This is a genomic window from Bradyrhizobium sp. CCBAU 25338 (assembly GCF_028128965.1).
GTDB lineage: Bacteria > Pseudomonadota > Alphaproteobacteria > Rhizobiales > Xanthobacteraceae > Bradyrhizobium > Bradyrhizobium liaoningense.
In genome coordinates this window covers 216,153-235,124 of record NZ_LFKY01000043.1, presented here as the reverse complement: position 1 = coordinate 235,124, position 18,972 = coordinate 216,153, and the positions used below count along the sequence as shown (strand labels likewise).

The following is an 18,972-nucleotide window of genomic DNA, read 5'->3' as shown; positions in this document are numbered from 1 at the left end:
TGATATTAGCGGCGCGCAGATGCCTTCGCCGGGTTTCGCCGCGCCTGCTTCACAGCCGCGGGACGTCGCTCATAGGCCGCGAGAAACACGTTGATGCCATTCTCGATCAGCGCGCGATGGCGGGCCGGGCTCGGCGTCTTCATCGAGAGAGCCCATTTCAGGATCTCCTTGCCTTGGATCAGGCTGAGAAACTGCGTCGCCGCCATGGCGACGTCGGGAACGTCGACGAGGCCCTGCGCCTGCGCTGCACGCAGGAAGGCGGCCACTTCGGCGTCGCAGCGCTCCGGTCCGGACTTCATGAAAACCTCCGCCACGCGCGGATAACGCGAGGCGCAGGACATCACGAGTCTGTGCACGGCAAGTCCGCGCTGGTCGAGAAAGGCTTCGAGGAACGTCGTGCCAATGGCGTGAAGTTCTGCCCTGAGATCGATCTTGGCGCCGTGGTCGCGCCATAACGTCTTCGGCCCGAAGCGCTTGCACTCCTCATTCACGAGCGCCAGCAGCAGATCGTCCTTGTCGTCGAAATGAACGTAGAGCGTCGCCTTCGAGACCCTGGCCTCGCGCGCGATCGCGTCCATGCTGGTGGCATCGAAACCCTGATCGAGAAAAAGAACACGAGCGCTGTCGAGAATCTGGCTGTGCTTGGCCCTGGCGCGCGGCTTCTGACTCGTATCGGCCAGTCCTTTGGTCTCTCGCATCTGCGCCTTATGCACTGTCGTCGTCATTAAACCCGTAACCCCACGGCTTGACTTTTAGTTCCAACCTGCAACATACAGCCTCCCGGATAAAAACTAAACGGTTTAGTTCTTTGACAGCTCCTCTTCCAGGCAGGCCCAGGCACGTCCCCGTCGTCGCAGGAGGGTGGCGGCCGGCGCGGGCCTCGGCCTGGGCCGGCGTCTCGCTCTGCGGCGTCGTGCTGGCGTCCTGTGCCGTCGGACCGGACTTCGTGTCGCCGGCCGGACCGGCCGTGGATGGCTACACACGTGAGCAGCGCCCGGCCGCCACCACCAGTGCGCCGGTGACCGGCGGCAATTCGCAGGGCTTCGAAACAGGCAGGGACATTCCCGGCGCCTGGTGGGCGCTATTCCGCTCGCGGCAGCTCAACGCCTTTGTCGAGGAAGCCATCCGCAATCATCCCGACGTGCAGGCGGCGCAGTTCGCCTTGCGCTATGCGCGGGAGAATGCGCTGGCGCAGCAGGGCAGCCTGTTTCCGCAAGTGTCCGGCAGCGCCTCGGCGGAGCGCGACCGGACGAGCACGTCGCAGTCGGGGGTGTGGCCGGCGCAGGGTTCGACCTACACGCTCTACAACGCTTCCGTCAGCGTATCCTACGCGCTCGACATCTGGGGCGGCACGCGGCGTCAGGTCGAGGCGCTGCAAGCCCAGGCCGACTATCAGGGCTTCAAGCTCGAAGCGACCTATCTTGCGCTCACCGCCAACGTGGTGACGGCCGCGATCACGGATGCCTCGCTCCGCGATCAAATCCTTGCGACCGAGGAGATCATCAAGGCGGAGTCGGATCAGCTGGCGCGCATCCAGCGCCAGTTCGAGATCGGTGCGATCTCGAAATCCGACCTGCTGTCGCAAGAGGCGACGCTGGCGCAAGCCAGGGCGACGCTGGCCCCTCTGCAGAAGCAGCTGGCGCAACAGCGCAACCAGTTGATGGCCTATCTCGGCCGGCTGCCGAGCCAGGACCGCGGCGAGCATGTGCGGCTGGCCGATCTGCGCCTGCCCGGGCGGCTGCCATTGTCGCTGCCCTCGACACTGGTACGGCAGCGCCCGGACATCCGTCAGGCCGAGGCGACCTTGCATCAGGCGACCGCGACTGTCGGTGTCGGCATCGCCAACCTGCTGCCGCAGCTCACGCTTTCGGGCAGCTACGGCGCCACCAGCCCCGAGCGGCTGTTCTCGCCCGAGACGATCGTCTGGAGTGCTGCTTCCAGCGTCAGCCAGAAGATCTTCGATGGCGGAACGCTGTACCACACCAAGGAAGCCGACGTGGCGGCGTTCGAGCAGGATCTCGCGCTCTACAAGAGCACGGTGGTGACCGCCTTCCAGAACGTCGCGGATTCGCTGCGCGCCATCCAGTACGACGCCGCGACGCTGAAGGCGCAGACCGCCGCCGAGAAGGCGACGGCCGACAGCCTCGCGATGGCGGTCGAGCAGTTCAAGACCGGCGCCGTGCCGTACGCCAACATCATCAACGCCCAGCAATCCTACCTCAACGCACGGGTGTCGCGCGTCAAGGCGCAGGCGACCCGTTTCACCGACACCGCCGCGCTGTTTCAGGCGCTCGGCGGCGGCTGGTGGAATCGCGTGGATGAAACGCCGGACGCGCTGCCGCGCGCCAATGCCGGTTACTTCGCCGGCACCGACAAGAAGACCGAGGACGCGTTGCGATGATCAAGCGGATGACAATCATGCTGTGCGGGATGGCGATCCTGTTCGGCGGGCTTTATGGATTCCAGACCTTCAAGGAGATCATGATCAGGAAGGCCATCGGCGCGTTGGCCAATCCGCCGCAGACCGTCTCCACCGTGGTTGCCGCGAACGCGCCCTGGCAGTCCAGCCTGAACGCGGTCGGCTCGCTGCGCGCCGTCAACGGCGCCGATCTCGCGCTCCAGGTCGCCGGCATCGTGCAGAGCATCGAATTCTCCTCGGGTGACAGCGTCACGGCGGGACAGACCCTGCTGTCGCTGGTCGCGACCGACGACCTCGCCAAGCTGCGTTCACTGCAGGCGACGGCGGAGAACTACGCGATCGTGCTCAAGCGCGACGAGGAGCAGATCAAGTTCAACGCGGTGAGCCAGGCGACGGTCGACAGCGACAGGGCCAACCTGAAGAACGCCCAGGCCTTGGTGGACCAGCAGAAGGCCCTGCTCGAGCAGAAGACGTTGAAGGCGCCGTTCTCCGGGCGCCTCGGTATCCGCGCCGTCGATCTCGGCCAGTATCTCTCCGCCGGGACCAGCATCGTCACGCTGCAGAGTCTCGATCCGATCTATGTCGACTTCTACCTGCCGCAGCAGGCGCTGGCCTCGATCCGCATCGGGCAGGACGTGTCGGTCGCAGTCGATGCCTTTCCGGCCGAGCGCTTCACCGGGCAGATCACGGCAATCAACGCCAAGGTGGATTCAAGCAGCCGCAACGTCCAGGTTCGCGCCACCTTGCGCAACGGCGAGGCCCGGCTGCTGCCGGGCATGTTCGCAAAGGTCGAGATCGCCGTCGGCAAGCCCGAGCAGGTCGTCACCCTCCCGCTCACCGCGATCGTGAACAATTCCTACGGCGACCTGGTCTATCTCGTCGACGATCTCCATGACGGGCAGGGCACCGCGCGGCAGATGTTCGTCAAGACGAGGCCCCCGAAAGGCGACCGCGTCGCGGTCAACGATGGGATCAAGCCGGGCGAGACCGTGGTCATCGCCGGCCAGCTGAAGCTGCGCAACGGCAGCCCGGTCAAGGTCGACAATTCACACGTGCCGCAGGCCGAGGCCGCGCCAGACATCGTCGACCAATAGGCTTCGCGACGGCGCGGATACCGCGACAAAGAGTGCCGAGAAACGAGTTCAGGACAAGATGCGTTTCACTGATATCTTCATCCGCCGGCCGGTGCTGGCGCTCGTGGTCAGCGCCCTGATCCTCGTGCTCGGCCTGCGCTCGATGGCGACGCTGTCGATCCTGCAATACCCGCGCACGCAGAACGCCATCGTCACGGTGAGCACCGCCTATGCCGGCGCGGATTCCGACATCATCGCCGGGTTCATCACGACGCCGCTCGAGAATGCCATCGCCCAGGCGAACGGCATCGACTACATGACCTCGAGCAGCGTCACCGGCTCCAGCACCATCACGGTCAATCTGCGGCTGAACTACGATTCCGGCAAGGCGATGACGGAGATCAACGCCAAGGTCAATTCGGTCCTCAACCAGTTTCCGAGCGGCACGCAACAGCCCACGCTGACGCTCAAAGTCGGCCAGACCATCGACGCCATGTACATCGGCTTTGCCAGCGACGTGCTGGCGCCGAACCAGATCACCGACTATCTGACGCGCGTGGTGCAGCCGCGGCTCCAGGCCGTCGCGGGCGTGCAGACGGCCGAATTGCTGGGCGCCAAGAAGTTTGCGCTCCGGGCCTGGCTCGATCCCGACAAGCTGGCGGCTTACGGCCTCACTGCAAGCGAGGTATCGACCGCGCTGTCGGGCAACGACTACATCTCCGGCCTCGGCACGACCAAGGGCCGGCTCGTGCAGGTCGACCTTGCTGCCTCGACCAACCTCCATTCGCTGGAGCAGTACCGCAACCTCGTGGTCAAGACCGTCAACGGCGCCATCATCCGCCTGCGTGACGTCGCGAACGTGACGCTCGGCAACGACGACTACGACAGCGAAACGAAATTCAACGGCAAGACGGCGGTCTATATCGGCATACAGACGGCGCCCACGGCCAATCTGCTCGACGTCATCAACGGTGTGAAGGCGGTCCTGCCCGACATCAAGGCGCAGCTACCGAACGGTCTGGTCGGCGAGGTGCTCTACGACTCCACCGACTTCGTCAATTCCTCGATCGACGAGGTCGTCCACTCGCTGGTGGAAGCGGTGCTGATCGTGATCGTGGTGGTGTTCCTGTTCCTGGGCTCGTGGCGATCGGTCCTGATCCCGGTGATCGCGATCCCGCTGTCGCTGATCGGAACATTCGGGCTGATGCTGCTGATGGGCTTCTCCATCAATCTGTTGACCCTGCTTGCACTCGTGCTCGCCATCGGGCTCGTGGTGGATGATGCCATCATCGTCGTGGAGAGCGTGCACCGGCTGATCGACGAAGGTGTCGCGCCGGTCGAGGCCGCGATCCAGTCCGCACGCGCGCTGGCGAGCCCGATCATCGCCATGACCGTTGTTCTGATCGCAGTCTACGTGCCCGTGGGATTCCAGGGCGGCCTCACCGGCGCGCTGTTCACCGAGTTCGCCTTCACGCTCGCAGGCGCGGTCACGGTATCTGCGGTAATCGCGCTGACGCTGTCGCCGATGAACTGCGCCTGGCTATTGCGCAAGACCGAGCGCGATGCGACGAACTGGGAGGCGCGCTTGGTCCGGACGATCGACCACGTGCTGGAGTGGCTCTCAGGCGCCTATCGCCGCCGGCTGGAGGCCGTCTTTGCGATGAAGCCAGTCGTGGCCGTGTTCGCGCTGCTGCTGTTGGCCGGCATTCCCTGGCTCTACGCGACCTCGACCAGCGAGCTCGCGCCCGACGAGGACCAGGGTGTCGTGCTCTCGCTGACGACGTCGGCGCCCTCAGCGACACTTCAGCAGCGGCAATTCTACAGCCAGCAGATCTACGATCTCGTGGCCAAGCGCCCGGAAACGAAGACCCTTTTCCAGATCGACACGCCCACCCAGGCGATTGGAGGCTGGGTGCTCAAGCCCTGGGACCAGCGCAGCCTGACCACCAAGACTCTCCAGCCGGATTTCCAGAACCTGCTCAACACCATCGCCGGCACGCGCTCGGTCGCCTTCCAGCCGTCGCCGCTGCCCGGCAGCAACGGCCTTCCGATCCAGTTCGTGATCGGTACGACCGGTTCATACAACGAGCTCGACCAGGTCTCGCGCAACTTCATGGTGCAGGCGCTGAAGAGCGGCCAATTTATCTTCCTCGATACCGACCTGAAAATCGACAGGCCCCAGACGCTGGTCTCCTTCGACCGCGACAAGGCCGGTGATCTCGGCCTGAAGATGAGTGATCTCGGCGGTGCGCTCGCGACCATGCTCGGGGGGAACTACCTCGATTATTTCAGCCTCGACGGCCGATCTTACAAGGTGATTCCTCAGGCCAAGCAGAACGATCGGCTGACGGCAGACCAGTTGCTCGGCTATTACATCAAGGCGAGCGACAATTCGATGGTGCCGCTCTCGACCGTCGCCCATCTGGAGAACAGGACCGTTCCGCAGTCGCGCAATCATTTCCAGCAGATCAATGCGGCGACGATCTCGGGCGTCGCGATGCCGACGGTGTCGATGGGCAGCGCGCTCGCCACGCTCAAGGATCTCGCGAAGACCCTGCCGGCCGGCTACACGGTGGATTTCGGCGGTGCCTCGCGGCAGCTCGAGCAGGAGTCGGGCGGCTTCGTCACGACGTTCGCTTTCGCCGTCATCATCATCTTTCTGGCGCTGGCCGCGCTGTTCAACAGCTTCCTCGATCCCGTCATCATCCTGGTATCGGTGCCGATGTCGCTGGCCGGCGCGCTGATCTTCATCAGCCTCGGCATCGGAGGTGCCAGCCTCAACATCTACACCCAGGTTGGGTTGCTCACGCTGATGGGCCTCGTCAGCAAGCACGGCATCCTGATGGTCGAGGTCGCCAACGAACTGCGCCTCGAGGGCAAGGGAGTGACCGAGGCGATCATCGAGGCCGCGACGATCCGGCTGCGGCCGATCCTGATGACCACCGCGGCGATGGTGCTCGGCGTCGTTCCGCTGATCACCGCGAGCGGAGCGGGCGCGGTGTCGCGCTACAACATGGGCCTCGTGATCGCGACGGGGCTGTCGATCGGCACGCTGTTCACGCTGTTCGTGGTGCCGGTCGCCTATGCCCTGATCGCGCGGCCGGCTGCGTCTCCGGCTGCCGCCGAGACAGCGCCCGCATAGCCCAAAAAGTTGCGGCCAGCCATTGGGGGATGGCTGGCCGCGCGCGAACCGGTCTGGGACGGGGAGGGGTGGGGATGTGACCGGGCCGCGTAACTCGTTGTCTCGTTCCTACTGATCCTTCGCGCTGGCGGTGGAGACCGCCGGCTTGGTATCGCCCAGCGAGACCCAGACATTGGGATCGCTCTGCGACTGGCGCTTGACGAAGCGGTAGCCGGTCTCCGTCCAGGCAACGACGCTCTCGTTCTGATTGTCGAGAACGAACTCGCCCTTGTCGGTCTTCACCGTCAGCACCGCATGGCCTTCACCCTTCTTGTCGCGCACGACGGTGATCAGCAGGGCCTGGCGCGGCCATCCGGCGTCGATCAGCATCTTGCGCTTCAACAGCACGTAGTCTTCACAGTCGCCGTAGCCGTCTGATGGCAGCGACCACTTCTCGATCACGCCCCAGTGCTCCTGGTCGGTCAAAGGCTTGACGGTCTCGTTGACCCAGCGATTGACCTTGACGAGGTCGCGCCATGCGGCCTGCGACATCACGATGTCGCGTGGCTGCAGCGGTGCGCCCTGGCACTGGGCGGCGTTGTCCGCGCAGAACTCGACCCAGCCGATCGGCGCACGCGTGGTGTCACCGAGGCTCGCGTAGAGCAGACGGCTTTCGCCGGCCTGCGCCGCCGCGCTGATCCCGAAGAGCATGGCGGCCAGCGCCAGCCTCTTCCCCTGTCCCCTGAAGTCAAACATTGCGGTCCCCGTTTCTTGTTGGGACCACATTTCGCACGGAGCTTTTGCGTTGCCGCTAAGTCAGTCAAGTCAAGTCGAGACGAATGCAAGTAAAACGCGCGGCGAATTCGATCTATACTTGAATCGAATTCGCATAAAATTCGATATGACTGCAATCGATTCAAATTTTACCGATTAACGCGGAAACGCTGGCGGAAGCGGCGTTCGCGCCCATTCGCGACCGACGCGTTAACCGCAAGGCGGCCGCCCCGGGGACGTGAAAAAGGCGGCGTCCGCATCGCGGAGGCCGCCTTCGAGCCTGGAAATACCGAGGTTTTCGCGTCCGCGCGCTTTACCGCGCGGTAACGCTCTCTTCGAGTGTCTCGATCGGCTGCTCGTGCAGGAACTCCAGCGCGAAGCCATCCTCGAGGTTTCGGACCACGCGGCCCTGGACCCGGCCGAGCAGAACGGTCGATTTCAGCGGCGGACGGTTCTCCGCGGCGATCGCGGCGCCCGACAGCGAGAGGTCGATGATGCGGCAGGTCATCTTGGTGCCGTCCTCGAGCGTCAGCACCGCGATGGGGTTGCGCGGCACGATACGGTCGTGGCGGCGGTCCTCCGGCAGATTGAGGATGTCGCGATTGGCGAGCCAGGTCAGCTGGGCCGCGAGTTTGTCGCGCTTCCTCGGCGTCGCACCGATCGTCATGGCGAAGCCGTTGTCGATGATGCGGGTGATCTTGCCTTCGACGCGGCCGATATGGTCGAGATAGGCGACCACGCGGTCGCCGACATTGCCGATGCCGGGCGCGAGCAAAGCGAGGCCGCCCGGCGACATGTTGATCACCTGGCAGGGGAATTCCCGGCGGTCCGGCAGCATGTAACGGCCGAGCAGGTGCACCTTCACCCGCTGGAAGCGCCTCCGCTCCTCGGCGGCCGGAAGAAATTTCTTGTTCGCCAACGCCATTTTCAACACCCGACCCCCCGCCCGGGCGGAGTCCGGGACGACCCTAAGGTGCATAGGGTTAATGTCGCGTTAGGATTGGATGCGGCGTTTCCGAACGGAAACAATGCGCTCGGAAGGCCACATCCCGAGACCCGGCGTCACCTGGCAAGCCGTCAGCGCGGATGGTCGCACGATGCCGGCATTGGATGATGCGGCGGGGATCGAACTTGGCGCTGCTCATTCCTTGCGGCGGGTCCAGCTTTCCTGGGGCTCGTCGGCCCATGCGGTCCCAAGACCAAGCATCGTAATCCAGGTCTCGGCCAGCTTGCCGCCTTCAATGCGGTAGCTTTGCATGCCGGCGCGGCTGCGCTGCTCGCCGGTCGTGGGATCGGGCCAAACGAAAGCAAATCGGAACCACGCGCGGTCAGTCGAGAAAGAATGGTCATACACCACGACGCGGATTCCGGGCCGGTCTCGATGCACACTCTGCAATTCCGCAGCATATTCGTCCCGCGTGACGGTCCGGTCGCCTCTTTCGTCATGACGGATGTATTGCGACCCCACGCAGTCCGGGATCAGGTCAAATCGCCCCTCGTGCCAAACCCGCTCCCAGCGATCGAAGAGCGCGCGTATGTTCTCGGTCATGGGCTCCTCGAAATGGAATTGCTGTGGCACTGCTTGCGTCGTTGCAAATTTCTTGCCGAAATGCACGTTCGCAGCGATATGCGGCAGAGCCGGTCCCATACGCCGCCTCCGCATTCGCCGGTTGAGCTATGACGGCCAAGTATCCAACGCGGGCCACCAGATTATCCATTACGATCGCACTCATGGAACAGAACAGCCTCTACGACCGCCCCGATCTGTACGACTTGATGGCGCCGCGAGATGCGATTCTCGAACGCTTCTATATCGAGAAGGCGCGCGAATGCGGCGACCGTGTCCTTGATCTTGCATGCGGCAGCGGCCGCCTGACCATTCCGCTGGCGCAAGCCGGGCTTGAGGTCGTCGGAGCCGACCTATCTTCCGCGATGCTCGAGCGGGCACGGAAGCATGCCAAAGCGTATGCGGTTGAGCCGGGGTTCATTCAGTTGGACATGCGCGATTTCGATCTCGAAGGGCGAACCTTCGACACCATCATTGTCGCCGTGAACTCGATCCTGCACTTGCATAGCCTCGAGGACTTCAGAGGCTTCTTCGAATCGGTCGGCAGACACCTGTCGCCGCAGGGCCGGCTCGTGTTCGACGCGTTCCTGCCCAATGTCGCCATGCTCAACTCTGATCCCAACAAGCGCGAGCTGATCGGGACGGTGGTCCACGAGGGCCTTGGCACGATCACGGTCGAAGAGACCGCGAGATACGACCCGCTCACCCAGGTCAGGCACGTGGATTGGTACTGGTCGAGCAAGAAGGAGAAGGATTTCTGGCGAGTCGCCTTGCCGATGCGCAGCATCTTCCCGCAGGAGATGCCGTTGCTCGTGGCCTCGGGCGGCCTGCACCTCATCGAGCGCTTCGGTGATTTCGATCGCAGCCCGTTGGCTGCAGGAAGCATGCGGCAGATATGTGTGTGCGGTCTTTAGGCCAGCTACGTAGCCCGGATGAGCGCAGCGACATCCGGGGCCGCTTTTCCCGCATATCGCCTCGCTCATGCTAGCTACCAATGCAGTTCCAATCCAGCCTCTTCACATACACCGCGTACGGCACCCCCAAAATATCTGGCGCGTCCAGCACCTTCACAAATCCCATGCGCAGATACATCGGTAGCGCGACGGTCATGATCGGCGTCGTATGCAGCGCGATGACGCCCGCGCCGTCGCGCTCGGCGCGGCGCAGGCATTCTTCGGTCAATTGTCGGCCGATGCTCTTGCCGCGCGAGGAGGGATCGACCACCAGCATGCGGATGATGGGCCAGGACGGATCGAAGAACGCCGGCTTCGACGCTTTCGCCCCCACATAAGCGACGGCGCCGACGATCCGGCCGCCGTCTTCGGCGACGATGATCTCGCCGGTCCTGGCAAGCTCCGGCATCTTCGCGACGTTGGCCGTGAAGAGCGGCCAGTCGGAATAGTGCGGCTCGAACTCTGCGAACGCCGCCTGTGCAACGCGGATGATGGCATCGGCATCGTCGTCTCGATAGTTCCGCAGCATCGACGTGGCCTCCGTCCGTAGTCAGGATGAAGCGATGTCCGGGGCATATCTCCCCGCATGTCGCTGACGCTCATGCGGGCTACCAGACTTGCGCTTGGCACGACTGTGGATCTCACATACGCTTGTCGTCAGCCTGCACCACAAATCATAACAAGCGGGCCGCGAGGAAACACCCATGGAATCCATTCGCGTCTGCACCCACGCCGGTCCCGGCTCGGAGCCGGTCGTCCGCACCGTGCCGTGGCCGAAGGTCGGCAAGAAGGCCGCGCTGATCAAGGTCGGTGCCTGCGGGGTCTGCGGCACCGATCTGCACATCCTCAAAGGACATTGGCCGAAGCCGCTGCCGTGGCCGTTCACGCTGGGTCACGAGCTCGGCGGTGTCATCGTCGAATGCGGCGATGAGTTCACCGAGGATTTCATGAGCAAGCCGCTCAAGGTGGGCTCCAAGGTGATGATTCCGCCGCTGATGCCCTGCGGGCATTGCTACTACTGCATCCACTATCCGCAGACTGCCAACAAATGCCTGACGCCGGTCTATTATGGCCGCTATCTCGGCTTCGACAAGGCGCCGCACCTGTGGGGCGGCTGGGCCGAATACGTCTATGTCGATCTCGACATGCTGCCGGGCACCAAGATCTACAAGCTGCCCGACGACATGTCGCTGCGATTAGGGGCGCTGTCCGAGCCGCTGACCTCCTGCATCCGCGCCTTCAATCGCGCGAGCCGCGCCGGCGGTTTCAGCTGGGGCGACACGGTGGTGATCCAGGGCTCGGGCCCGATCGGCATTTTGGCGGTCGCAGCCGCACGGGAAATGGGCGCAGGGCGCGTGATCTGCGTCGGCGCGCCGGAGGAGCCACGGCTCAAGCTCGCGCGCGAATTCGGCGCGGAGGCGACGGTCAACATCGAAGAGCTGAAGTCGCCGCAGGAGCGCATCGCGCGCGTGCGCGATATCGTGGGTGGCTTCGGCGCCGATCTCGTGATGGATTGCTCGGGCCACCCGACCGCCGGCCCCGAAGGCATCGAGATGCTGCGCGACGGCGGCACTTATGTCGAGATGGGCCAGTTCACCGACGCCGGCTCGATCGACACCTCCTGGCACCGCATCTGCACCAAGGATCTCAACGTGCTGGGATCCTGGGGCTTCACCGGCAACGACCTGCCGCTCGGCGTCGACATGCTTTATCGGACGGCGGGCAAATATCCCTGGCTGAAGATGCAGACGATCTATCCGTTCACGGAGGCGGGCGTCGCGCAGGCGGTGAGGGATGCGATGGCGATGAAGACGGTGAAGTCGACCATCGTGCCGTGGCCGGAGCTGGTGGAGTGAAGACGTGTAGCCCGGATGAGCGAAGCGATATCCGGGGGCTTGCTGGTGATTTCCCGCATGTCGCTTCGCTCATGCGGGCTACGCGTCGGAGTTTGGATTGAGCGATGAAATGACAGACGAAGAGACTGCCTACCCGAACCGACGCTCTCCCTTCAGCGCGATCCGCGCGATCGACTACACCGTCATCTTCGTGCGCGACATGGCGGCGATGCGCCGCTTCTATGAGGATGTCCTCGCCTTCCCGCTGCTGCGCGAGCTGTCGCCGAACTGGATCGAATACGGCTTGGGCAGCAACACGCTGGCCTTGGCAAGGCCGAGCCGGACTGCCTCCGATGCGCCGATCCCGGCGAGCAGCGCCTCGCTGCAACTGGCCTTCAAGGTCTCCGCCGCCGAGGTCGACCAATGTGCCGATGAACTCCTGCGGCAAGGCGTGGCGCTGCTGTCGCCGCCGACGGACCAGTCCTTCGGTCATCGCACGCTGTTCTTCCGCGATCCCGACGGCAATCTGCTGGAGGTGTATGCGGAGATCTGAGCGCACCAACGATGACGCCGAGCAAGTGGCTCTCTATGCGAGCTTACGCGCCGCTGCGGTTGCATTGTCGCCGGTGTTCGGCGTCCCGGTCGGCTCGATCAGCAGAAGATGAACCTCCTCGCGAGCCACCGGGCGATGTTCAACGCCTTTGGGGACGACGTAGAGTTCGCCCGGACCGAGCGTCACCGTTCGATCCCGCAGTTCGATGTCCAGAGTGCCCTTGAGCACGAGAAAGAAATCGTCGGTGTCGTCGTGCTTGTGCCAGGTGAACTCGCCCTTCACCTTCACCACCATCACGTCGCAATCGTTGAAGGTCGTGACGGTGCGCGGCGACCAGAGATCGCCAAAGGTCGCGAGCTTGTCGGCAAGAGATATTCCGTCGGCCATGGATCCCCCGGTTTTGTCGTTCCGTGAGGCTCGATTTGGGATCGAATAGCTGATGCGACAAGGGCTCGCATCCAGCCGATCGCTCTCCTTCACCACCCTCGCGCCCACCACCTTCGTACCCTCGAGCTCCCGTACGATCCGCTCGTCCGGTCCCACCATCCCGAGATCGAATTCGCGATCCGGCGTGACGAGGATCGAGCGCTTGCCGACGATCACCACCACCGTCATGTCGTTGCGCTCGCCCTCTGCCGCCCATGCGCGGATGTCGCCGGCGTAGGGCTCCCTGCGCCAGGCGTTGGGAGAGCCCGAGTCGCAGCGGACGTCCTCTGACGTTGTCAGGACGAGTTTCGACCGGCTCGGCTTCCATCGTTCGTCGATGAGATCGTTGACCAGCCACAGGCAGGCGAAGTCCCGGCATTCACCTGGCCGCGCGGCGTAGATCGCGCAGCCGCGACCGGGTTTGCAGTGCCGGGGCCAGGTATTCGCGGGCTTGGGGCCATCACCTTGCAGCAGAGCGTGCAGTCGCCGCAGGCGCGCTTGACGGAGGACGTCACGCGGTCATTCCCATCACATCCGGTGGGTCTCAGGTTAATGGAGGTGGCCACGAAAATCCCCTGCAACCTTCAGGCGCGGCTCTTTCCGGCAAGCCATGCATCATAAGTATGGTGATTTCCGAGCGCTTGGCGTAAAGAGCGCCCAGATCAAATCGCCAGCGTGCGGCCAGGCCGTTCGCCGTGCATGCAGCTCAGGTCCGCCGGATCACCGTTCCGCGCCTGAATCAACCAAGGTTCTCCATCCCGTGTCCCTTCCGGCCCTGACCCCGCCGCTCGCCCGCGCTTTGGCCGAGCGGAACTATGATTCACTGACCCCCGTCCAGCTCGCCGTGCTTGCCCACGAAGCCAGCGGCCGTGACCTTCTGGTGTCGGCCCAGACCGGCTCCGGCAAGACGGTCGCCTACGGGTTGGCCATCGCGAAGAATCTTCTTGATGACGCCGAGGAGTTCGGACCCGCGGCAGCGCCGCTCGCCCTGATCGTGGCGCCGACCCGCGAGCTCGCGCTTCAGGTTCAGCGCGAGCTGGCCTGGCTCTACGGGCATGCCGGCGGGCGCGTCGTCTCCTGTGTCGGCGGCATGGATCCGCGGCGCGAGCAGCGCGAGCTGGCGGCCGGCGCGCACATCGTCGTCGGCACGCCCGGGCGGCTCTGCGATCATTTGCGGCGCGGCCGTCTCGACATCTCCGAACTCGCCGCCGTCGTGCTCGACGAGGCCGACGAGATGCTCAATCTCGGCTTTCGCGAGGACATGGAATTCATCCTCGAGACCACGCCGGAGACGCGCCGCACCCTGCTGTTCTCGGCGACGTTTCCGCGCGGCATCGTCGCGCTGGCGAGGCAATACCAGCGCGACGCCTTCCGGATCGAGGTTGCCGGCGACGAAGGAGGTCACGCCGATATCGAGTATCGCGCGATCCGCATCGCGCCCGCCGACGTCGAGCACGCCGTCGTCAACGTGCTGCGCTTCTACGAGGCGCCGAGCGCGCTGGTGTTCTGCAGCACGCGCGATGCCGTCAGGCATTTGCAGGCGGCGCTGCTGGAGCGCGGCTTTTCGGTCGTCGCTCTCTCCGGCGAATTGACGCAGAACGAGCGCACCCTGGCGCTCCAGTCGCTGCGCGACGGGCGCGCCCGCGTCTGCGTGGCGACCGACGTCGCCGCCCGCGGCATCGACCTGCCGAGCCTCGACCTCGTCATTCATGCCGATCTGCCCAACGACGCCGAAGTGATGCAGCACCGCTCCGGCCGCACGGGGCGCGCGGGCCGCAAGGGGACGAGTGTTCTCCTGGTGCCACCCGCACGTCGGCGCCGCGCGGAGCTGCTGCTCAACGTCTCCGGCATCGATGCGGCCTGGGGCACCGCGCCGCAGGCGGAGGAAATCCGCAAGCTCGATCACGAGCGCATGAAGGACGTTCTGTTCACCGAGGAGACGACGGCCGACGATCTGGTGCTGGCGCAGGCGCTGTTGGCCGAGCGCTCGGCGGAGGACATCGCCGCCGCGCTCGCGCGGCTTTACCGCGCGCGGCTGCCGTCGCCCGAGGACATCATCGATCCCGGCGAGCGAAGCGGCCGGACGCGCGACGATCGCGGTCGCGACAGATCTCAAGGCGCGGATGGCGAGGATCGCCCAGCGCGGCTCCGATCGAAGCCTGGTAAAGCATCGTCGAAACACGGCATGGCGGAAGGCAGCGTCTGGTTCCGCGCCGCCATCGGACGACGCAAGAATGCGGAGGCACGCTGGCTGCTGCCGATGATCTGCCGCCGCGGCGGCATCGACAAGCACGACATCGGCGCCATCAAGATCATGGACACCACCACCGAGTTCGAGATCTCAGAGCGGGTCGCGGAGTCCTTTGCCGCCAAAATCAAGCGTCCGGACAAGGAAGACAGCATCCGCATCGAGCCGATGGTGGAGGCGCCGCGCCGGCCGGAAGCTTCGGAGGAGCGCCCTCACGCGCCCCGGCGCGAGGCCGGCGAACATCGTGAACGCCGCGACGATCGCCCGCGCGAGGCAGGTGGATTCAAGCCACGCAGCAAAGCTCACGACGAGCGCGCGCCGAAATTCGGCGATGCTCCTTCCTTCGGAAAGAAGAAGCACAAGAACAGGCCGGGCCCCGCCGAGCCGTCGGTCACGCCGTGGCCCGCGAAGGGCGCGTCAGGAAAAAAAGCAAAGAAGAAACGGCGAGGTTGATCGACCACCGATCAGCCCAGACTGCAATGATGCCGCCGGATTGCACCGGCGACATCATCTGAAAGGGCAGGTGTGGGCTCAGCGGCCGCCGCCGCCACCACCACCGCCTCCGCCACCACCGCCGGCATCACGCATCGACGAGCTGTAGCGGGGATCGGTCTGCTTCATGTAGATTGGCGAGGTGTCGCGATGGATTACTGTGGTGGGTTTTCTGCCCACGTTCGGCGTCTCGATCAGGAAGCCGCAGCCTTCGAAGAACGCGGTGTCGCAGCCATAGGTCCGGTACTGCGCCGCGGTGGCGCTGGTCGCGGTGAACGCGGCCGTCCCAACGCATGCAATCAAAGCAACTTTCGACAATGTGAGCTTCATGGATTCTCCAGCCTCGGTTCGGCGAGGCCGTAAGGGCTCGCACACACCTTCGACGGAGGCTGATCTGACTCGGTTCGAGGAGGCGGTTTCACGCCCGCGTGAGCCCGGGGCGGTCGGGGAGGGATGTTACGTCGCAGCGAGGTCGCGCAACATATAGGTCGCGCCTTCTCCGTAGGAGGCCAGCTTCGCCTGCAGCGACGCATCCGCCGCCACGGCACGGAAGCCGAGACGTTCCCACAGCGCCCGCGTGGCGTAGACCGAGACCAGTGCGAGCGTCGCGATGTGGGAAGCGCGCGCCAGCTCCGCGATCCCGGTCAGATAGGCGCGCGCAATGCCGCCGCGCCGATCCGGCAGCACGGCGATATCGTGCACATAGAGACAGTCTGCATCTTCGGGGAGTCGTTCCAGGAAACGATCGAGCGGCGGGATCTGATGCTGTTTCCAGGGATGCGCGAGCCCGTAGCCGGCGATCTCATCGCCGGCGACAAGCACGCGGCATCCGCCGGGATAGAGCCGCATCTTCTCCGCGAACACCTCGGGGCGTTCCGGAAGATCAGGATGGATCCGCGCCGCGATGGCGCTGATCGCGGGCAAATCGGATGGGTGCGCTGGACGCCAATGCGGCTTGCTCATGTCTCTTCGTCGTTCTGTCTCGGTTGGTGCAGTTTATTCCGCCGCCTTGACGCGCGCAGCGAAAAATATCTTTCTGCCATCTGAGGAATACGAGGCCTGGCGCGGCGTCCTACCCATGCAAGCCAATTGCATGACAGGAGATATCATGACGTCCTCGATCCGCCTCGCGCTCGCGCTGGCAATATCGCTCGCGATCGTTCCCGCCGCCTTGGCCGCACCGCCGACCAAGACGGGCAAGACCGACAAGGGCAATGTGCTTACCGATGCCAAGGGCATGACGCTCTACACTTTCGACAAGGATGCGGACGGCAAGTCGGCCTGCAACGGTCCATGTGCGACCAACTGGCCGGTGCTGAAGGCCGAGGCGAGCGACGCCGCGGGAGACGGCTACACCATCATCACGCGTGACGACGGCTCCAGGCAATGGGCCTACAAGGGCAAGCCGCTCTACACCTTCGCCAAGGACCAGAAGCCCGGCGACATCACCGGCGACGGCTTCTTGAACGGCGCCTGGCATCTGGCGATGCCGTAGCGGCCCTGGACGCCGACACAGTGCATCGGTCGTTGCGGGCGACAGCCGGTGCATTGTCGTACCGTTATCTCGGATACTCGAGCTGCATCGCGACGAAGTCGGCCGTGCGCAGCCCGTAGCGCGCATGGATGGCGTGGAGCGTCTGGTCCAGCGCTCGCGCCGGCGGCAGGTCGACGGCGGCCGGCGGCGTGTGCTTTGCCGGCCAGTCGGCCGCGATCTTGTCCGGCAGGATGCGGAGGCCGCTGCGGCTCGTCCGCGCCTCCGCCGTGGCGGCGAAGGTGAGGGCGTGCGAGCGAAAGGTGCGCGACCACGCATCGGCGATCAGCGCAAGCGACACCTCGTCGATATCAGGCGTCAGCGCGATGCCGAGTTGCTCGCGGTTCCAGAATGCGAGCGTGTTGGCGATCGCCGTCAGTGCAAAGGGGCGTGTGAACCGGAAGGCTTCGCTGCGGTGGCGCGCATCCCATTCCGCAAGTCCGATGTCGCGGGCGACGGCTAGCGCCTTGGCGCGGCCGGCAATGGCCTCGACCAGGGTCAGGGCCATCGGCATGGATGCGGTGATGCCGGTCGTCGTCGCGACGCCGCGGTCGACCACCAGCCTGCGGTCCGCGACATAGCGGATCGCGGGATGCTTTTGCAGATCGCGCACGGAATACCAGTGCGTGGTGGCCTGGCGGCCGTCGAGCAGCCCGGTATTGGCAACGACCTTGGCGCCGACGCAGACACCGATGACGATCGCGCCCTTGCCGGCCTGGCTTTTGATCCACTGCAGGGCCACGGCATCGTCTTCGCGGCTCATCGCCGGCACGATGACGTAATCCGCGCCGTCGGGATGCGCAGCATCGAACTCGGCGATCGTCGCGTGCGGCTGCACCTTCAACGCGGGATAGAGTGCGACGGGTCCGGGCTGCGTTCCCAATGTGAGGACGTCGGCGACGTCGGCGCGCGCAAGGATGCCGTACGGCATCAGATAGTCGGTGGTCTCGCTCATCTCGTTGATGCCGACGATGGCGATCAGGGGACGTTTGCGCTTTGGCGGCTTCAACGCCGCAAGCGTCGCCTCGGTCTCGTCCTTGGATATCGCAGGCGCGGTCCCCTGAGCCGGCGAGCCAGGCAACAGGAACAGCCAGGTTCCGCCGATCGCCGCCAGCAGTGCCACGCAGCCGACGCCACCCAACGCCAGAATGCGCCCTATCATGACGATGTCACCCGCTCGTTGCTTCACGCGAGGCGGAAGCTAACCGCTGGCAACGACATCAGGAATGACGCGGATCCGGCAAAAACGGCCATCCGCGCGTTGATGTGTCGTACGGCGGAGACTACCTCAGCCCCTCATACACCATCAGCCCGCGTGCGATCTGCAATTTGCGGATGGCGCGCGGCAGGAGTTTCTCCGGCTGGTGCAGATAGCGCCAGGAGGTGAGGGTGAAGGCGGAGAGCGTGCCGCATTCGTCGTCGAACGGCGCGAGCACGCCTGTCACGCTCACCGGCGTGTGCGGGCGGGCGTTGAAGGGGAGCAGCAGCAGTTCGAGATGCGCCTTGCTGCCGTCCTCGCGCACCGCGGTGACGCCGGCGATCGCGCCGAGCGTCTCGTCGGCGACGATTGTCGTAATCTCCTCGATCTCGCTGCGGCTCGCATCGGCGAACAGCGCCGCAAAGCTCTGGTCCTTGAGGTCCGTTCCTGCGAGCGCGCAGACGCGCGTGCCGGCGACGCGAAACGGGAAGCCGAGGTTCGGCTCGCAGGACAGCACGAAGATGTCGCCGAGCAGGCCGCGGACCGCAGCCGGATCGATGTCGGCCCGGTCAGGGGCTCGCGCAGTGCCGCGCTTCTCGTTCCAATACGCGAAGAACGCGCGGCTCGACGGATGTTTCATGATTGAACGCTCGCCCGGGGGCGCGACCTCACGGGACAAACCTGTCCCGCTTCAGTGCACCCGCGATCCCTTCTCTTGTTGTGCAGGAGGGGATTTGCAGCGTCCATGCCGCAGCGGCGTTTTCGGCCCTCTTGTGCCTGCC

The 18,972-nt window shown here is 64.8% G+C and carries 18 protein-coding genes; 8 read left to right on the top strand and 10 right to left on the bottom strand.

Annotation, left to right across the window (positions count from 1 at the left end; all coding sequences use genetic code 11):
- Positions 1-5: 5 nt before the first annotated feature.
- A complete protein-coding gene (locus ACM42_RS34700) occupies positions 6-725 on the bottom strand; it encodes a TetR/AcrR family transcriptional regulator (protein WP_271532687.1) in 720 nt (239 codons plus the stop codon).
- Positions 726-913: 188 nt separating this feature from the next.
- On the opposite strand from ACM42_RS34700, the gene ACM42_RS34695 reads away from it, so the two are divergent.
- The 3 genes from ACM42_RS34695 to ACM42_RS34685 are packed head-to-tail and all read left to right on the top strand — an operon-like array spanning position 914 to position 6,634.
- Positions 914-2,401 (top strand): efflux transporter outer membrane subunit, encoded by a 1,488-nt coding sequence (locus tag ACM42_RS34695; RefSeq protein WP_271533707.1) that lies wholly within the window; start codon positions 914-916, stop codon positions 2,399-2,401.
- Positions 2,398-3,513 carry an efflux RND transporter periplasmic adaptor subunit gene (locus tag ACM42_RS34690; protein ID WP_028181541.1) on the top strand — a complete coding sequence of 372 codons (1,116 nt, stop codon included), beginning with the start codon at positions 2,398-2,400 and terminating at the stop codon, positions 3,511-3,513. The genes ACM42_RS34695 and ACM42_RS34690 overlap by 4 nt, the downstream gene beginning before the upstream one ends.
- Before the next feature lie 58 nt (positions 3,514-3,571).
- Positions 3,572-6,634 (top strand): efflux RND transporter permease subunit, encoded by a 3,063-nt coding sequence (locus ACM42_RS34685; RefSeq protein ID WP_271532685.1) that lies wholly within the window; start codon positions 3,572-3,574, stop codon positions 6,632-6,634.
- Between the two features lie 108 nt (positions 6,635-6,742).
- On the opposite strand, the gene ACM42_RS34680 is transcribed toward ACM42_RS34685, so the two are convergent.
- The 3 genes from ACM42_RS34680 to ACM42_RS34670 form a co-directional block, all read right to left on the bottom strand.
- Positions 6,743-7,369, bottom strand: coding sequence for a transglutaminase-like cysteine peptidase (locus ACM42_RS34680; protein WP_271532683.1), 627 nt, complete (start codon positions 7,367-7,369; stop codon positions 6,743-6,745).
- A gap of 331 nt (positions 7,370-7,700) precedes the next feature.
- The gene (locus ACM42_RS34675) at positions 7,701-8,312 is read right to left on the bottom strand and encodes a PilZ domain-containing protein (protein ID WP_024340745.1); all 612 of its coding nucleotides are present in this window, start codon (positions 8,310-8,312) and stop codon (positions 7,701-7,703) included.
- Between the two features lie 216 nt (positions 8,313-8,528).
- Positions 8,529-9,035 (bottom strand): nuclear transport factor 2 family protein, encoded by a 507-nt coding sequence (locus ACM42_RS34670; protein ID WP_271532680.1) that lies wholly within the window; start codon positions 9,033-9,035, stop codon positions 8,529-8,531.
- A gap of 83 nt (positions 9,036-9,118) precedes the next feature.
- Here ACM42_RS34670 and ACM42_RS34665 point away from each other — a divergent pair, with 83 nt between their 5' ends.
- Complete coding sequence (locus ACM42_RS34665; protein ID WP_271532678.1) at positions 9,119-9,868, top strand: class I SAM-dependent methyltransferase; 750 nt, start codon at positions 9,119-9,121, stop codon at positions 9,866-9,868.
- Positions 9,869-9,938: 70 nt separating this feature from the next.
- Here the strand turns inward: ACM42_RS34665 and ACM42_RS34660 are convergent, their stop codons facing one another.
- On the bottom strand, positions 9,939-10,436 hold the full coding sequence (locus ACM42_RS34660) for a GNAT family N-acetyltransferase (protein WP_271532677.1): 498 nt from the start codon (positions 10,434-10,436) through the stop codon (positions 9,939-9,941).
- Positions 10,437-10,611: 175 nt separating this feature from the next.
- Between ACM42_RS34660 and ACM42_RS34655 the strand changes: the two genes are divergently transcribed.
- Both ACM42_RS34655 and ACM42_RS34650 read left to right on the top strand, forming a co-directional pair.
- Positions 10,612-11,763, top strand: a complete 1,152-nt coding sequence (locus ACM42_RS34655; RefSeq protein ID WP_271532674.1) for a zinc-binding dehydrogenase — start codon at positions 10,612-10,614, stop codon at positions 11,761-11,763.
- A gap of 109 nt (positions 11,764-11,872) precedes the next feature.
- Positions 11,873-12,295, top strand: a complete 423-nt coding sequence (locus tag ACM42_RS34650) for a VOC family protein (RefSeq protein WP_271532672.1) — start codon at positions 11,873-11,875, stop codon at positions 12,293-12,295.
- A gap of 33 nt (positions 12,296-12,328) precedes the next feature.
- Here the strand turns inward: ACM42_RS34650 and ACM42_RS34645 are convergent, their stop codons facing one another.
- Positions 12,329-12,682 (bottom strand): cupin domain-containing protein, encoded by a 354-nt coding sequence (locus tag ACM42_RS34645; RefSeq protein WP_271533705.1) that lies wholly within the window; start codon positions 12,680-12,682, stop codon positions 12,329-12,331.
- A gap of 799 nt (positions 12,683-13,481) precedes the next feature.
- Between ACM42_RS34645 and ACM42_RS34635 the strand changes: the two genes are divergently transcribed.
- Positions 13,482-15,422: a DEAD/DEAH box helicase gene (locus ACM42_RS34635; protein ID WP_271532670.1), complete on the top strand. Its 1,941-nt coding sequence runs from the start codon at positions 13,482-13,484 to the stop codon at positions 15,420-15,422.
- Between the two features lie 78 nt (positions 15,423-15,500).
- Here the strand turns inward: ACM42_RS34635 and ACM42_RS34630 are convergent, their stop codons facing one another.
- Positions 15,501-15,791, bottom strand: a complete 291-nt coding sequence (locus ACM42_RS34630; RefSeq protein WP_271532668.1) for a hypothetical protein — start codon at positions 15,789-15,791, stop codon at positions 15,501-15,503.
- Between the two features lie 126 nt (positions 15,792-15,917).
- Complete coding sequence (locus ACM42_RS34625; protein ID WP_271532666.1) at positions 15,918-16,424, bottom strand: GNAT family N-acetyltransferase; 507 nt, start codon at positions 16,422-16,424, stop codon at positions 15,918-15,920.
- 145 nt (positions 16,425-16,569) lie between these two features.
- Here ACM42_RS34625 and ACM42_RS34620 point away from each other — a divergent pair, with 145 nt between their 5' ends.
- Positions 16,570-16,956 carry a COG4315 family predicted lipoprotein gene (locus ACM42_RS34620; RefSeq protein WP_271532664.1) on the top strand — a complete coding sequence of 129 codons (387 nt, stop codon included), beginning with the start codon at positions 16,570-16,572 and terminating at the stop codon, positions 16,954-16,956.
- A gap of 64 nt (positions 16,957-17,020) precedes the next feature.
- On the opposite strand, the gene ACM42_RS34615 is transcribed toward ACM42_RS34620, so the two are convergent.
- Together ACM42_RS34615 and ACM42_RS34610 are read right to left on the bottom strand one after the other, a co-directional pair.
- Positions 17,021-18,154, bottom strand: a complete 1,134-nt coding sequence (locus ACM42_RS34615; protein WP_271532661.1) for a DJ-1/PfpI family protein — start codon at positions 18,152-18,154, stop codon at positions 17,021-17,023.
- Positions 18,155-18,275: 121 nt separating this feature from the next.
- The gene (locus tag ACM42_RS34610; protein ID WP_271532660.1) at positions 18,276-18,830 is read right to left on the bottom strand and encodes a PAS domain-containing protein; all 555 of its coding nucleotides are present in this window, start codon (positions 18,828-18,830) and stop codon (positions 18,276-18,278) included.
- Positions 18,831-18,972: the final 142 nt, after the last annotated feature.

What these genes read in the sequence shown, in the direction of transcription:
- ACM42_RS34630 (WP_271532668.1), bottom strand. Translation starts at nt 15,791, where the DNA reads ATGAAGCTCACATTGTCGAAAGTTGCTTTGATTGCATGCGTTGGGACG.
- ACM42_RS34610 (WP_271532660.1), bottom strand. Translation starts at nt 18,830, where the DNA reads ATGAAACATCCGTCGAGCCGCGCGTTCTTCGCGTATTGGAACGAGAAG.
- ACM42_RS34675 (WP_024340745.1), bottom strand. Translation starts at nt 8,312, where the DNA reads ATGGCGTTGGCGAACAAGAAATTTCTTCCGGCCGCCGAGGAGCGGAGG.
- ACM42_RS34690 (WP_028181541.1), top strand. Translation starts at nt 2,398, where the DNA reads ATGATCAAGCGGATGACAATCATGCTGTGCGGGATGGCGATCCTGTTC.
- ACM42_RS34685 (WP_271532685.1), top strand. Translation starts at nt 3,572, where the DNA reads ATGCGTTTCACTGATATCTTCATCCGCCGGCCGGTGCTGGCGCTCGTG.
- ACM42_RS34615 (WP_271532661.1), bottom strand. Translation starts at nt 18,154, where the DNA reads ATGATAGGGCGCATTCTGGCGTTGGGTGGCGTCGGCTGCGTGGCACTG.
- ACM42_RS34660 (WP_271532677.1), bottom strand. Translation starts at nt 10,436, where the DNA reads ATGCTGCGGAACTATCGAGACGACGATGCCGATGCCATCATCCGCGTT.
- ACM42_RS34620 (WP_271532664.1), top strand. Translation starts at nt 16,570, where the DNA reads ATGACGTCCTCGATCCGCCTCGCGCTCGCGCTGGCAATATCGCTCGCG.
- ACM42_RS34650 (WP_271532672.1), top strand. Translation starts at nt 11,873, where the DNA reads ATGACAGACGAAGAGACTGCCTACCCGAACCGACGCTCTCCCTTCAGC.
- ACM42_RS34700 (WP_271532687.1), bottom strand. Translation starts at nt 725, where the DNA reads ATGACGACGACAGTGCATAAGGCGCAGATGCGAGAGACCAAAGGACTG.
- ACM42_RS34625 (WP_271532666.1), bottom strand. Translation starts at nt 16,424, where the DNA reads ATGAGCAAGCCGCATTGGCGTCCAGCGCACCCATCCGATTTGCCCGCG.
- ACM42_RS34680 (WP_271532683.1), bottom strand. Translation starts at nt 7,369, where the DNA reads ATGTTTGACTTCAGGGGACAGGGGAAGAGGCTGGCGCTGGCCGCCATG.
- ACM42_RS34655 (WP_271532674.1), top strand. Translation starts at nt 10,612, where the DNA reads ATGGAATCCATTCGCGTCTGCACCCACGCCGGTCCCGGCTCGGAGCCG.
- ACM42_RS34665 (WP_271532678.1), top strand. Translation starts at nt 9,119, where the DNA reads ATGGAACAGAACAGCCTCTACGACCGCCCCGATCTGTACGACTTGATG.
- ACM42_RS34645 (WP_271533705.1), bottom strand. Translation starts at nt 12,682, where the DNA reads ATGGCCGACGGAATATCTCTTGCCGACAAGCTCGCGACCTTTGGCGAT.
- ACM42_RS34670 (WP_271532680.1), bottom strand. Translation starts at nt 9,035, where the DNA reads ATGGGACCGGCTCTGCCGCATATCGCTGCGAACGTGCATTTCGGCAAG.